This window comes from Chakrabartyella piscis (assembly GCA_030067835.1).
Lineage (GTDB): Bacteria > Bacillota > Clostridia > Lachnospirales > Anaerotignaceae > Chakrabartyella > Chakrabartyella piscis.
This window is the reverse complement of the sequence record CP092441.1, coordinates 1,779,737-1,795,492: the sequence shown is the minus strand read 5'-3', so window position 1 is coordinate 1,795,492 and position 15,756 is coordinate 1,779,737. Positions and strand designations below refer to the sequence as shown.

General features: G+C 38.0%; 12 protein-coding genes. All 12 read left to right on the top strand.

The genetic code is table 11. The features are described 5' to 3' along the window. The first annotated feature begins 11 nt into the window (after positions 1–11). The 12 genes from MJY40_RS07970 (at position 12) to MJY40_RS07915 (ending at position 15,750) form a co-directional block, all read left to right on the top strand. Positions 12–1,034, top strand: coding sequence for a hypothetical protein (locus MJY40_RS07970; protein ID WP_317853715.1), 1,023 nt, complete (start codon positions 12–14; stop codon positions 1,032–1,034). A 1-nt stretch (position 1,035) separates the two neighbouring features. After that, a complete protein-coding gene (locus tag MJY40_RS07965) occupies positions 1,036–1,695 on the top strand; it encodes an ABC transporter ATP-binding protein (protein WP_317853714.1) in 660 nt (219 codons plus the stop codon). A gap of 266 nt (positions 1,696–1,961) precedes the next feature. Then, complete coding sequence (locus MJY40_RS07960; protein ID WP_317853713.1) at positions 1,962–2,309, top strand: STAS domain-containing protein; 348 nt, start codon at positions 1,962–1,964, stop codon at positions 2,307–2,309. Position 2,310: 1 nt separating this feature from the next. Continuing rightward, the gene (spoIIAB, locus tag MJY40_RS07955; protein ID WP_317853712.1) at positions 2,311–2,739 is read left to right on the top strand and encodes an anti-sigma F factor; all 429 of its coding nucleotides are present in this window, start codon (positions 2,311–2,313) and stop codon (positions 2,737–2,739) included. A 9-nt stretch (positions 2,740–2,748) separates the two neighbouring features. After that, positions 2,749–3,459 (top strand): sigma-70 family RNA polymerase sigma factor, encoded by a 711-nt coding sequence (locus tag MJY40_RS07950; protein WP_317853711.1) that lies wholly within the window; start codon positions 2,749–2,751, stop codon positions 3,457–3,459. Positions 3,460–3,828: 369 nt separating this feature from the next. Next, a complete protein-coding gene (locus MJY40_RS07945; RefSeq protein WP_317853710.1) occupies positions 3,829–4,974 on the top strand; it encodes a BMP family lipoprotein in 1,146 nt (381 codons plus the stop codon). A gap of 200 nt (positions 4,975–5,174) precedes the next feature. Beyond that, entirely contained in the window at positions 5,175–6,734 is a 1,560-nt protein-coding gene (locus tag MJY40_RS07940; RefSeq protein WP_317853709.1) for an ABC transporter ATP-binding protein, read from the top strand. Continuing rightward, complete coding sequence (locus MJY40_RS07935) at positions 6,727–7,833, top strand: ABC transporter permease (protein ID WP_317853708.1); 1,107 nt, start codon at positions 6,727–6,729, stop codon at positions 7,831–7,833. The genes MJY40_RS07940 and MJY40_RS07935 overlap by 8 nt, the downstream gene beginning before the upstream one ends. Then, positions 7,833–8,783 carry an ABC transporter permease gene (locus MJY40_RS07930; RefSeq protein ID WP_317853707.1) on the top strand — a complete coding sequence of 317 codons (951 nt, stop codon included), beginning with the start codon at positions 7,833–7,835 and terminating at the stop codon, positions 8,781–8,783. The genes MJY40_RS07935 and MJY40_RS07930 overlap by 1 nt, the downstream gene beginning before the upstream one ends. Positions 8,784–8,901: 118 nt before the next feature. Continuing rightward, complete coding sequence (locus tag MJY40_RS07925; RefSeq protein ID WP_317853706.1) at positions 8,902–9,843, top strand: nucleoside hydrolase; 942 nt, start codon at positions 8,902–8,904, stop codon at positions 9,841–9,843. Next, the gene (locus tag MJY40_RS07920) at positions 9,840–10,769 is read left to right on the top strand and encodes a nucleoside hydrolase (protein WP_317853705.1); all 930 of its coding nucleotides are present in this window, start codon (positions 9,840–9,842) and stop codon (positions 10,767–10,769) included. Before MJY40_RS07925 ends, MJY40_RS07920 begins: the two co-directional genes overlap by 4 nt. A 139-nt stretch (positions 10,770–10,908) precedes the next feature. Next, entirely contained in the window at positions 10,909–15,750 is a 4,842-nt protein-coding gene (locus tag MJY40_RS07915; RefSeq protein WP_317853704.1) for a nicotinate-nicotinamide nucleotide adenylyltransferase, read from the top strand. Positions 15,751–15,756: the final 6 nt, after the last annotated feature.

Below are 15,756 nucleotides of genomic sequence, written 5' to 3'. Positions count from 1 at the left end.
GGGGTGACAATATGAAGAGAGTATACAAATTGTGTTTGACTCTTGTAATGGTTGCCCTTATGGTGACTGGTTGCGGGTCTACAACAACACAAACAACAGCAACAGCAGAAACAGAAGTTTTAGAAAATACAACAGTTGTCATTGGACGATTGATTGAAGTGGCAGGAAATCAAATCACAGTGCAAATTGGCGAATATGCAACCACTTCTCAAGGAATGGGTGGTGGTATGATGCAAGGTGAAATGTCACAAGGAATGACAGAACAACCAAGCGAAACCACAGAAATGCCTACTGGTGAAATGGTAGAAGGTGGAATGCCAGTACGTGGTGAAATGGGCGAAATGCCTGAAGGTATGTCAGAAAGAGTTGCAACGGGTGAAATGCCTGAAGGTGAAATGCCTGAAGGAATGCAAGAACGTATGTCATCTGGAGAAATGCCAGAAGGCATGTCAGAGCGTATGTCATCTGGTGAAATGCCAGATAGAACTTCAGGTGAAATGCCAGAAGGCATGTCAGAACGTGGTGCTATGGGTGGTCAAATGGCATCTGCATCTACAACAGAAGCCACCACAAATGCAACAACTGCACCTATAGAAGCAACAACCAATACAACTGCACCTACAGAAACAGCTACAACAGAAGCACCTATGTCAAACGCAATGAGCGGTGAAATGCCAGATAGAACTTCAGGTGAAATGCCAGAAGGTATGGGAGATAGATCTGCTGGTGGTATGGGTGAAATGTCTGGAGGTATGTCTGGTGGCGGTGGCATGGGTGATATGGGTAGCATGACAAGCGGTTCCAGTAGCACAAGCTATAGCTCTGTAGAAGAATTGAAAGATGCACTCATCAGCAATGTATACAGTGCTGTAATTCTCAGTGATGTATATGAAGTATATACCATTCCAGTGGGTACACCAATTGATCAATATGGTGTGGAAACCACATTCTTGCAATTGACAGAAAAGTCATATGTAAGCATTGTATTCAATGAAGATGGTGTGATTGTAAGTATGGAAGTATTGGGGGGTTAATATGATTCAGATGAAGCAAATCGTAAAAAGTTACGATGTTGGTGATGAGGTACTGACTGTACTAAAATCCATAGATGTTTCTGTGGCACCAAATGAATTTGTAGCGGTTTTGGGACCTTCTGGTTCTGGTAAATCCACCCTAATGAACATCATTGGTTGTATGGATGAATGGGATTCTGGTGAATATTATTTGGATGGTATCCCAATTCACCAAATGAAGGGTGAAGAATTGACACAAGTTCGTAATGAAAAAATTGGATTTATCTTCCAAAAATACCAATTGATTCCAACATATACAGTCATCCAAAATGTGGTTATGCCTTTGTTGGTGCGTGGATATTCCAAAACAGAAGCAACCATCTTGGCAATGGAAACCATTGAACTCTTGGGTCTAACAGAAAGAATGGGACATAAACCTTCAGAATTATCAGGTGGTCAACAACAGCGTGTGGCAGTAGCACGTGCTTTGGTTGGACATCCGGCAATTTTGCTTGCCGATGAACCAACAGGTGCTTTGGATAGTAAAACAGGTCATGAAGTAATCAACTTGTTCAAAAATCTCCACAAAGCGGGCAATACCATTGTTATGATTACCCATGATGAAAATATTGCAAAACATGCAGATCGTATCATTCGTATTGTGGATGGTAATATCTCATAAGTTCATAAAATTAACATGGAAGCCTATTCAAAATTTGAGTAGGCTTTTTTGTATGCTTGGAAAACGCAATTGTGAAGTGTACTTGTAGGGGAGTCCCTATGTGGGCTCCCGAAATTCAACTTATGGAAACAATCTTTTGTAAAAACATGTATCAAAACCAAGAAAAATGGAGAAACTAGAAGATGGATTTTTGAAAATACAATCATATTTTACGATACAATTAGGGTTGAAATAGTTGTAGAGGTATCAGAGAAAAGGGGGTACATATGGAACTGAAATTTTCAAAACGAAATCAAATTTTAATTGTACGCATACAAGGAGAAATTGATCATCATACATGTGAGCATATGCGTGTAGCAGTGGAACATAATTTTGAAAAAATACGAGGAAAACATATGATATTTGAAATGAGTGGAGTGGATTTCATGGATAGTTCAGGTATTGGTGCAATGATTGGCAGATACAAGGTAGCAAAATGTATGGGTGGTAAAGTGGTCATTGCAAATCCAAATGAACGAGTGGAACAGATATTTCGTATGTCAGCTATGGATCGAATCATTTCTTGCTACCCAAATTTAGAGCAAGCAATTCAACACTTGGAAGGAGGGAAATAAAATGAAATATGAAAATGAATGCGTAACATATTTTGCAGCAAAATCGCAAAATGAATCATTGACTAGGGTTTTGGTGACTTCTTTTTTGGCTACATACGATCCAACAGTATCAGAAATAACAGATGTAAAAACTGCTGTTTCAGAAGCGGTTACCAATGCGATTATTCATGGATACGAAGGACAAGATGGCATGGTGGAACTGTTTTGTGGATATGCAGAGGAAACCATATACATAGAAGTGGCTGATAAAGGTAAAGGAATTGGAGATATCACAAGGGCTATGGAACCACTGTATACATCCAAACCTGAATTGGAACGTTCTGGCATGGGATTTACCATAATGGAAGCCTTTATGGAAGGGATTATGGTTGTCAGTACACCAAATCTTGGCACTAGAGTTTCCATGTACAAAAAATTGAGTAGGGAGTGAGGCGATGGTGTGGAACATACAAAACGACTCATTGAACAGGCGCAACAAGGGAAACCAGAAGCAAAAGAAACACTCATTGTGGAAAATTCTGGTTTGGTTTGGCGTGTGGTACATCGTTTTCAAGGTAGAGGAGTGGAGTCAGAAGATTTATACCAGATAGGAAACATTGGTTTGCTGAAATGCATTGAACGATTTGATTTTTCGTATGATGTGAAGTTTTCTACTTATGCAGTACCAATGATTATTGGAGAAATACAACGATTTTTACGTGATGATGGTAAAATCAAAGTCAGTCGATCGCTGAAAGAATTGGCACAAAAAGCAAAAATTGTAGAAGAAAAATTACAATATGAATGGAATAGAGAAGTCACAGTGGCAGAGTTGGCAAAAGAATTGCAGGTGGATTTGGACATTCTCATACCAGCATTGGAATCCAGACGAGATGTGGAAAGTTTGAATGCACCCATATCTGCTGATGGTGAAGGTACCCTAGAACAATTGATTGTACAGAAGAATGAAGAAGACCAGTTGTGCAACCATTTGCATCTCAAAGAAGTCATTGGGAATTTAGACGAAATGGAGAAACAATTGATATGGATGCGTTATTTTAAGGAGTATACCCAACGAGAAGTGGCAGAAGTTTTAAACATATCACAGGTACAAGTTTCCAGAATTGAGAAACGTATTCTTTTGGGAATGAGAACACATATGAATTGTTAAAAATTGTAAGAAATATGTGGAAAAAATGCATATCATAGTGTATTTCAAGTGAATTTTGGTAGAAATGACATAAAAACAAGGATTTTGTATACAAATTGCTATAAAAGAAGGGTTGACAGGGTGGATGGGATACTTTGATTTAAGCAAAATGTGTAAAAATACTGTGTGAAATGCGATGAGCCTTGTAAGAATACACATAAAATGAATGGTAATTTTGTAGAAAAAATAGAAAGAAAGTAGAAGGAAAGTAAAGGAATCAACACAGATTTATTGACAAAAACAAAGGGTTCATGTAAGATTATTTCATAAAGTGCTTGAAATGTGAGCATTTTGTTAAGGGTATGTAATATAGAATATGGAGGAATGTTTATGAAGAAAATTATGGCTTTGACATTGGCATCTGTACTTGCAGTTTCTATGCTTGCAGGTTGTGGCGGTAGCAGCAGTTCTGCTGATTCCAGTTCCGCAGCAGATAGCAGCAGTGCATCTGTAGAAGAAGGACAAACAGTTTACAACGTATGTAACTTGGTAAATGGTACTTTGGGTGACAAATCTTTCTTTGACTCTGCAGAAGCTGGTTTGGCTGAATTGGCAGCAGCAGGTAGAATCACTTACACAACAATTGAAATGGGTGGTACTACAGAAGATGAACCTAAATGGGAAGGCTACTTGGAAGAAGTTTCTGCATCTGGTGAATATGACGTAATCGTTGTTGGTACTTACCAAATGCCAGACCAATTGAAAAACGTTTCTGAAATGTATCCAGATCAAAAATATGTAATCTATGATGATACATCTTATGAACTTCCAAACGTTGCTAACTTGTATTTCGCACAAAATGATATGGGTTACATGGTTGGTACATTCGCAGCAGCTATGACAACAGAAACAAGCATTGAAGGTATCAATGAAGATGCTGTTATCGGTTTTGTTGGTGGTGTAGATAGCCCTGTAATCAATGACTTCTTGTATGGTTTCATCTTGGGTGCACAATCTGTAAACCCTGATATCAAAATTGACACAAGATACACAAATGACTATGTTGACCCTGCAAAAGGTAAAGAATTGGCAGAATCTATGATCAACGACAACAACTGTGATATCATTTGGGGTGTTTCTGGTAACGCTGGTAACGGTGCTGCAGAAGCTGCTTTGGAAACAGGTAAAGCTTACTTCATCGGTGTTGACTCTGACCAAGAAGCTACATTCTCCGCTGAGTTGGCTGCAATCACATTGACATCTGGTTTGAAAAACATTGGTAGTGGTTTGATCTGGTTCTTCGATCAAATGGACGCTGATGCTGCTCCTTTTGGCGAACACACACTTTTGGGTATTGCTGAAGATGGCGTTGGTATGGTTACAGATAAAAACTATGCTACAATGGCTCCTGATTCTGTAAAAGAATTGGTTGAAGCTGCTATGGCTGGTATTGCTGATGGTTCTATCGATGTTCCTACAGCTATCGGTGATACAACAGACGGTGTTATCACTCTTAGAGAATCTGTAAAACCTTGATGATTCTTGCTTTAAAATGATGTATATGGGGAGCTTCTTGCTCCCCTTTTTTCATATTTCTTGAAGAAAGTTTTTTTGTGTCATTGTACCATTGGCTTTGTGATAGAAAAAAAGGCTTTTTTGAAGATATAAATAACGAAATTATAAAATAACAAATTGATTCAATGTGAGTGGGAAACGGAAAAGGAGGTTGTCCGTTTATGGAAAACAACGAATATGTTGTTCAAATGAAAGGGATTACAAAGGTATATCCCAATGGGGTTGCAGCCAATCAGGGTGTGGATTTCAACGTAAGAAAAGGTGAAATTCATGCACTTATGGGTGAAAATGGTGCAGGTAAATCTACACTTATGAAAATGCTTTTTGGTTTGGAACAACCAACAGAAGGCGAAATCTTTGTCAATGGTGAAAAAGTGCATTTGTCTTCTCCAAATGTTGCAATTGCAAAGGGAATTGGTATGGTACATCAACATTTTATGTTGGTTCCAAGTTTGACGGTTGCAGAAAATATTGTTATGGGTATGGAGCCTAAAAAAGGCTTGTTCATTAACTATAAAGAAGCTGTGCGTTTGACAGAGGAATTTTCCCAAAAATACAATTTGCATGTAGATCCACAAGCAAAAGTGCGTGATATTCCAGTTGGTATGAAACAAAAAGTGGAAATTCTAAAAGCCCTTGTGCGTGGTGCAAAAATTTTGATTTTGGATGAACCAACTGCGGTTTTGACCACACAAGAAACAGAAGAATTGTTCAAAGAATTGGTGCATCTCAAAGAACAAGGCTATACATTGATTTTCATTTCCCATAAACTCAACGAAATCAAACAAATCACAGATCGTTTGACCATTGTACGTGCTGGTAAATCCATGGGTGTCCATGAAACAGCAACCACTTCTAAAGAAGAAATTTCTCGTTTGATGGTAGGACGTGACGTTGTTTTGACTGTAGAAAAAGACAAAGCACAACCAACAGATGTGGTTTTGCGTGTATCTGAATTGGAATATACCAACGATTGGAAAAAGAAAATGTTGGATAAAATTTCTTTTGATGTACGTAAAGGTGAAATTTTGGGTATTGCTGGGGTTGAAGGCAATGGTCAAAAAGAATTGGTGGAAATGCTATTCAATTTGAATATTCCAGATGATGGTGAAGTAACTGTCAATGGTAAAAATGTGATTGGAGTACCACAAAAAGACATTCGTGGCTATGGTGTTTCTTTGATTCCAGAAGATCGTATGGTCTTTGGTATTGCTGGAACAGGTACCATTGAAGAAAATATCATGAGCGATAGATGCTCTGATCAAAAATACAACAAAGGTCCTTTGTTCAATATGAAAGCTATGCACGAAGATAGCGACAAACTCATTGCAGAATACAAAGTGCTTTGCAAATCCAGAAAACAACAAGTGGGTATGCTTTCTGGTGGTAACATCCAAAAAGTAGTTGTTGCACGTGAGTTTTCAGCAGAACCATGTCTCATTATTGCAGACCAACCTACACGTGGTATTGACGTTGGTGCAACAGAATTCATTCGTAAAAAATTGGTAGAGCTCAGTCGTGAAGGTGCAGCAGTGCTTTTGGTTTCAGCAGATTTGAATGAAGTTATGGAACTTTCTGATAGTTTGATGATTATGTACAATGGTAAAATTGCAGCCTATTTTGAAGATACATCTGTTTTGACAGATAGCATGATGGGTGAATATATGCTTGGTTTGAAACAACAAAGCGATGAAGAAGTAAGGAGGGTTATCCATGAGTGATAAAAGAAATATTATGTTTGAGATAGCTCGTGGTTTGATTGCCATTACCATTGCTATCGCTGTTGCGTTTCTCTTGATTTTTGCAAGTTCTGATGATCCAGCATCTGCACTCCAATGTTTGCTCATTAGACCTGTTTGGACAAGTGGAGCACTCAATACAAAATCCATTTTGACCATTTTGGGACGTACCACACCAATGATTTTCACAGGTCTTGCAGTTTGTGTTATGTTCTCTGCAAATCAATTCAACTTGGGTGGTGAAGGTGCTGTAATGGCAGGTGGATTCGTAGCAGCTCTTGTAGGGATATATGTTCCTATGTCTGCTGGTTTGCACGTTGTAGCAAGTGTTTTGATTGGTACCATCACTGGTGGTTTGATTATGATTATTCCAGCTGTGTTGAAAGTGAAATTAAAAGCCAGTGAAATGGTTTCATCACTGATGCTCAATTATGTTGTAATGTACATTGTTTTGCATTTCTTAAACATGAACTTTGCGGATAGATCCAAAGGTGCTACACAAACTTTTCCGATGGAATCTACATCATTGATTGGTAAAATGGTAACAGGAACAGAATTGACTTGGGGATTCCCAGTTGCAATTATCGCTACTATTTTGGTGGCAATCTTCATGTATCGTACTCGTTGGGGCTACACCATTCGTATGATTGGTATTAATGAATCTTTCTCCAAATATTCTGGTATGAAAGTTGGAGCAGTTTTGGTAATTTCCCAAGTAATTGGTGGTGCATTGTCTGGTATGGGTGGTGCAATCGAAGTTTTGGGCAGATATGAAACCTTCCGTTGGCAAGGTTTGCCAGGCTATGGTTGGACAGGTCTTACCGTTGCAATTTTGGCAAAAAACAATCCAATATTGGTTCCATTTGCAGCGTTGTTCATTGCATATTTGGATAGAGGATGCGAATTGATGTCCATTTATGCTGGTGTTCCTGCGGAAATGATTGATATTATCCAAGCAGTTATCTTCTTGTTCTTTGCAGCAGAACAATTTATGGCAAAAACAAAACATAAAATGGTTGTAAAAGGTGCAAAAGAAGAAATGAAACAAATTGAACTTGCAAAAGAAGGAGGGGATCTATAATGTTTGAAACAATTATGAGTATGGTTCTCACTTCTAGTTTTGGGTTTGCAATTCTTCGTATCACTACACCAATTTTATTTGCAGCTTTGGCAGCAGTTGTTGCAGAAAAAGCAGGTGTTTGTAACATTGGTTTGGAAGGGATTATGATGATATCTTCTTTGTTTGGTGTGCTGTTTGCATATTGGACAAATAGTTGGCTGGTTGGTGTCATTGCAGCTGTTGTAGTTGGAACTTTGGTTGCCATGATTATAGCGATTTTTGCCTTGAAATTGAAAACAGATATTATTCTTGCTGGTATTGCCATCAACTTGGTTGGTGGTGGTGGAACCACATTTGCATTGTATATGTTTACAGGTCTGAAAGGCAATACAGCTGGTTTGACAACACCACAAATGTTGACACCAAGAATCAATATTCCATTGATTCAAGATATTCCTGTAATCGGTGAAATTTTCTCAGGGCACTCTATTTTGACTTATGTGGCATTCATTTTGGTTGCAGTGGTTTGGGTTATGTTATACAAAACCTCTTTGGGTCTTAGAATACGTGCTGTTGGAGAAAATTCCCATGCAGCAGATTCCGTTGGTGTAAGTGTTCTCAAAACACAATACATTGCTTTGGCTTTATCTGGTGCACTTTCTGGTTTGGGTGGCGCTTATATGTCTATGTACTATTCCCAAAGTTGGAACACAGGTATTGTTGCTGGTCGTGGTTTTATCGCTTTGGCAGCACAAGCTATGGGTCAAGGGGAACCTATTGGAGCAATGTTCGCTTCCTTGTTCTTCGGTTTTGCAACAGCTTTGAGTACCAAATTGGAAGGTATGCAAGGGTTCTCATCCTATTTGGTTGCATCTATTCCATATGCGGTTACCATCTTAGGTTTGGTGCTTTATGCAATTAGCACCATGAAACGTGTCAAGAAACATAGAGCAAAAACAGAAGCTAAATAAGTAGATTAAGGGGAATCGAAAGGTTTCCCTTATTTTTTACCTTTCACAATATGGTTGATGGCATTTCGTAGGGACAACCCTTGCGGTTGTCCGTATATATAGAAAACAGGAGGAAAATATGAGCAAAATACCCATTATTTTAGATGGCGATCCAGGGCATGACGATGCAATGGCTTGGGTTTTGGCAAATGCCAGTGATAAATTGGACATTCGTGGCATCACATCTTGTTGTGGCAATTCCACAATTGAAAAGACTACATACAACGCACTTAGAGTTTGTGCTTTGATTGGCTTAAAAGTACCAGTTGCAAAAGGTGGCAAAAGACCTTTGCTTGCAGAACCAATGAATGCACCTTCTGTTCATGGAGAATCAGGCTTAGATGGTCCAGAACTTCCAGAACCAGTATTTGATATTGAAGATTTGGATGCACCGTCACTCATTGCAAAATTGGTGGAAGAAAGTGAAGAGCCTATTACTTTGGTGCCAACAGGACCTTTGACCAATATCGCAACATTCTTATTGACATATCCAGAATTGAAACACAAAATCAAACACATTTCCATGATGGGTGGTGGTGTGCAATTTGGGAACTGGACACCAGCAGCAGAATTCAATATTTTAGTTGACCCAGAAGCGGCAGATATCGTATTCAAATCCGGTATTCCTATCACAATGGCTGGTTTGGATGTGACAGAGCAAGCATTGATATTCCCAGAAGATTTTGAACGTATTCGTGCTTTGGGCAATCCAGTAGCGATTATTGTTGCAGAATGGTTGGAGTTCTTCTATGAATTCCATAGAACCATTGGCTATGCAGGGGCACCTGTACACGATGCAGTTGCAGTTGCAAACTTGATTATGCCAGATTTAATGGAAAGTCGTGATTTGTATGTACAAGTGGAAACAACAGGCGATTTCTGTAAAGGTGCAACCATTGCAGATTTCAATAATAAATATGAAAAAGAACCAAATGCCAAAGTCTTGATGGGAATTGATCGTGAAGGATTTGTGGATTTGATGGTGGATATGATTCGTACCTATGGGGAGGTGGCAAAATGAACCGTTTTCCAGTAATTATCGATTGTGATCCAGGTGTGGATGATGTGGCTGCTTTGTTGTTGGCAAGACAAATTGAAACCATGGATTTGAAAGCCATCACCACTGTTTCTGGTAATGTGGAAGTAGAAAAAACCACTGCAAATGCAAAAAAAGCACGTCATGCAATGGGAATTGATGTTCCAATCTTTGCAGGTGCCAAAAAACCAATGTTCCGTGAAGCAAAACATGCATATCATTTCCATGGAGAAGATGGTTTATCTGGTGTGGTATATGAATGCCCAGATTCACCAACAGAAGAAGAAAAAGCTTGGGATGCCATGTATCGAATTGGAAAAGAATCTGGTGGTGAATTGACCATTGTTGCAGTTGGACCCATGACAAATCTAGGACTTGCAATTGCAAAATACAATGACTTTGCTTCTGTGGTGAAACGTGTGGTGATTATGGGTGGTGCTGCCATTGGTGGCAATGTAACCCCTTGTGCAGAGTTCAATATCTATGCAGACCCAGAAGCAGCAGATATCCTATTCCAATCAGGAATTCCTGTGTATATGTGTGGCTTGGATGTAACCATGAAAGCCTATATGACACGTGATGAATTGGAAGAAATCAAAGGAATGAATACACCACAAACAGACTTCTTCTATGATGTAACCAATGAAGGACTCATCAAATATATTGGTTTTGGACATCCAGGTGTTGCAATGCATGATCCAGTGGCGGTGTTGTATGCAGCAGATGATTCCATTTTCAAAACAGAACATGTTGGCATTCGTGTAGAAACCAAAGGGGAATTGACCTTAGGTAAAACTGTAACAGATTTGTACAGTGACAAACAATGGGAACACAATGCATATATTGTCACAGATGTGGATAGAGAAGCATTTATTGCAAAAGTCAAAGAATTGATGGCAAAATATAAATAAGATGTGAAATTTGGTGAAAGGTATGTCATTTGGCATACCTTTTTTGTTATATATAGATATTTGTTTGTTCTTTTTTTTGATTTATGTTGTAAGACTCTTGGTAAAATGGTACAATAATACCAGAATGGAGGCGTAAAAAATGGAAGAAAGAAATGTGGATTTACTGTATAAAGATCTGGTTTCCTTGTTTATGAATTCAGATTTTTTGGATGAATTGGGATTTGCTAAAAAAGATTTGCGTGGACTTTTGCGCAAAGGATATTGGACTGATGGAATCGAAAAGATTATTGCAACGGATATTTTTTCGTGTACAGATATATTGGAATTGTGTAGACCATCTATAGACAGGCTTGGAGAAATGGAGCCAGAAGAAGGTTGGCTTTCTTATATTTATCGCTATTTGTTGAAGGAAATATACCCGCATAGAAAAGATATTGAACTTGCAATGACAGATAGCAAAACAGTGATTTTGTTTCTGGCAGTGTATCGTCTTTTTTTGGAACATGAAAGAAGAATGGTTCCCTTTGAAAAAACGAAAGATTTTGCTTTCTTAACAGAAGAAGAAACCCAAAACACCACATATGCAGTGCAATATCATCAATTTTTATCTGCAATGGACAGACAACACATTTATGAATTGATGCGTATTGGCAAAGAAATTATGCCTTTTGATACCTTGGCACACGTTGCAGGTGTGCACTACATTGCGATGCACATTGCAAGACAAATGGTTGCAGTTGGACTTCCTGTGGATTTGGGGCTCATTTCAGGTGCAGCAGCAGGTCATGATATTGGGAAATATGGTTGTAAAGATACAGAAATCAGAAGAATGCCATATTTGCACTATTATTATACAGATATTTGGTTCTCTAGTCATAACTTGAAGGAAATTGGTCATGTTGCAGCGAACCATTCTACATGGGATTTGGAATTGGAAAACTTACCAGCGGAATCATTGATTTTGATTTACGCTGATTTTCGTGTGAAAACAGAATGCTTTAGAAATGGCAAAGAAGTCATGGGCTTCTATTCCTTGGAAGATTCCTTTAGAGTTATTTTGGATAAATTGGACAATGTGGATGCAGCAAAAGAAAATAGATATCGTCATGTATATTCCAGACTGGTTGACTTTGAAACCTATTTACATGCATTGGGTATCAATACCGATTTGCAAAAAGAAACCATTTCTCATGTGGAACATAAGGAATTGGCATTGTTGAACATTGCAGAAACAGTGGCAGAATTCAAAAACATTGCAGTTTCACACAATATCCATTTGATGCACAAATTGAGTCGTGAAAGCTCCTTTGGTTCCATGTTGGAAGCAGCTAGAAGCACAAGAGATTGGCGTACTTCCAGAGCCTATTTGAATATTTTCTCAGAGTATTTCACCTATATGTCCCAGAAACAAAAACAAATGGCGTTGAATTTCTTATATGAATTTATGGTGCATCGTGAAGGGGATATTCGTAGACAAGCAGGGGATTTACTTGGGAATATCATTGCACATTACGATGTTGCTTATGGAAAAGAATTGCCAACAGATGTGGATATTGTTTTGGATGACACCACAGGTTATGAAGTTTGGGAGAAATATTTGGATAAAATCTTAAATCCAGATCACAAAATGACGTTACAACATAGACGTTGGCTTGGATATTCTTTGAAAAAAGTTGTGGCATCTTTATTGGAAAATTGTAAAGTGGATGCTCGCAAACGTTTCATGGATTGTCTTTTGGAATGCTACAAAAAAATGGAATGGGAAGATGACATTGCCTTTATTTTGATGGACACATTGCCAACGATTCCACAAGAGTTGTTGACAGAAACAGAAAATCAAATCCTATTCCAATTCATGGAAGGACACGCAGAACGTTTGTCTTTGGAAATTCGTGCTGCAATTTTATTGAATCTCAAAGATATGGCACCTTATTTCTTGAGCAATCCAGAAAATACACAATTTGTAAAAAATATCATACAAAAAGTGCCAATCAATGGGAATTATAGCCTAGAATTTTTGATGTATTCCATTGGGGAACTCTATGGTTTGCAAGAACATATGCGTGGTATTTCCTACAAACGTATTTTTGAAGACGATCGTGTGGTTTCAGATATTTTCTTGGAAAACTTGAAGGCTGCAACACCTTGGAAAATCAAAATCATCAATATTGAATTGCTATATGAACGTACAAGACTTGGAAAACCTATGCCAAAACTCCATGTGGCAACTCATCTTTCCAATTTGTTGAAGGTAAGCGAACAAGTAACAGTACGTCACTTTGCGGGTGAAACTTTGGTGCGTTTGGCTCCACTTTTGTCTTGGGATCAACGAAATGAAGTTTCTGTAGAATTGATGAAAGGTTTGGAAATTGGTGGCTACGAATTCTCCAAATACATTCCAGAATATTTTGGCGAATTTATCTTATATTTGCATCCAAAAGAGTTGGACGAAATTATGCGAGATTTGCAAAAACTTCAATGTAGCACCAATGAGCAAATTGCAAGTATCGCACTGAATACCTTTGGTGTTATGATTCGACACTACAAACAATATAGAAGTCGATTCCCAGAATATGTTGCAAGATACGATGCAAGAAGAAAGAAACTTTTGGGTATGATTCTCAGTGGTTTTGCCAGCTACCAAAGCAATTTGAATCGTGAAGCATTTTGGGTTATGGGTCACGAATTGTTTGCTTCCAAAGATTTGACCATGAAAGAAAAAAGAGATATCTTTGCTTTTATTGGTAAAAAATTGGTGACTATGGTGGAAACCAAAGATGAATCGGAATTGGCATTCTTGAATGATACCGTTGGTTGGAATTCCATTTATCGTTTCATTGGGGACTATTTGTTCCAAAACAAAACATTTGCCTTTGCAGAATCCAAAAAGATTGCATTCTTCCCAGGAACATTTGACCCATTCTCATTGGGACATAAGCAAATTGCAAAGGAAATTAGAGATTTGGGCTTTAGTGTATACTTGGCTTTGGATGATTTCTCTTGGTCTAAAAAAACACAACCACATGAAGTGCGTCGTAAAATCTTACATATGTCCATTGCAAATGAGGAAAATATATTCCTTTTCCCAGGAAATATTCCAGTCAATATTGCAAATCCAAGGGACTTGAAGCGTTTGCGTAGCCTATTCCCAGACAAAGAAGTTTATATGGTGGCTGGTAGTGATGTTGTGAAAAATGCATCCTCTTATCATTTGCCTGTTGTGGAAAATTCCATTCAAACATTCCCGCATGTTTTATTTGTTAGAGATGATGGGAAAAACAAACCAGCAGACTATTCTCAAATTGTGAGGGAAGTTTTGGAATTGAAATTACCCAATAATTTTGAGGAAATTAGCTCCACAAGAATCCGTGAAAATATCGATAACAATAGGGATATTTCCAATTTGATTGATACAGTTGCGCAAAACTATATTTACAAAAATAGTTTGTATTTGCGTGAACCACAATACAAAAAACTATTGGAAACCAGATCCATTGAAATACGTATGATTTCCACACAAAGTGAAGCGGTCAATATGCTGTATTATCATGATGAAATTGCAGGTGATATGGTCAAAGAAATGGTAAATGCCATTGCACAAAAGGATGCACGCATGATTGTAGTGGCAGATAAAAATGGTGGTGGTATACCAGAAGGAATTATGGTATATCGTCAAATATCCACATCAGATTTGTACCATGAATTTGAAGATATACAGTTGGCAAGCTACATTCGTGAACATACATCTGGTAAAATTGTGTTGATTACAGCTTGTTTTGCATCTGCCAATTCAAAAATACAAAATATCGAACAAATTCTTTTGACAGAAACCTTGGCAGAGTGTTTGAGTCGTGACTTTACCTATGCAATCTTTAGTCCAAAAAATGTGGAATCAGGTAAAGGTTTTGCAGATACTTTGTTGCGTCAAGGATTCCTAAATATTACAGATCATGGAGAACGTGATATTTATGCTGTAGATATGAAAAATCCAATTACTTTGTATCAGAATGTGGAAACTGCCATCAAAGAACCTTTCAATACAAATGAACGTGTTTTGGAAGTTTTGCAAAATGCACATTATCGTATGCAGGAAGAGTTGTGTAAGTTATTCCCAGGAGAATTGGTGATTTCTTTTGATGCAGGAATCATGCACAATCGCTTGATTGATTTGATTACAAAGGAAAATGAAGTTCCAAGAATCCAAACTCTTGTGAGAAACTTAGGTAAAAAAATGTGTGTACCTTATGGAAAAATTTTGAAAGGTATTGTAATTCCCAATACTGTCACAAAGGTAATGCATACAGAAAAGGTGTTCAATTCAGACATACGTTCTTTCCATATTCAAGAATACCCAGAATATCCACCACTGGATTGTCAAGCAAGAACATTGAAATCCTTCAATAGACCTGTGATTTTGGTGGATGACTTGTTGCACAAAGGATATAGACTCAATGAATTGTATGCTTATTTTGAAGCAGAAGGCGTAGAAGTCAGCAAGATTATTGTTGGTATTTTATCTGGTCGTGGTCACGATTTAATGGAAATCAAGGGCAGCGATGTGAATAGTGCATATTTCATACCATCTCTAAGAGCTTGGTTTGTGGAAAGCTCCATGTATCCATTCATTGGTGGCGATGCTGTTGGTGATACTTCTAATAAAGAACGAAATATGATTGATTCTGTCAACTTGATTTTGCCATATGTTATGCCGGGATTTGTGGGTACTGTTTCCAAACGTGCCATCTACGATTTGTCTATGACTTGTTTGCAAAATACAAAAGATATTTTGACAGTGTTGGAAGAAGAATACCAACGAGAATTTGAAAAGAGTTTGACATTGGATCGTTTGAATGAAGTCATCATTGCACCAAGATGTCCGGATCGTGGCGATTGTGTGAAGTATGATTATCACATTGCAGCATCTGATTACATCAGCAATGACATTGAACGTTTGGTTCGCTTGCAACAATTGATTCAATAAGGGTGA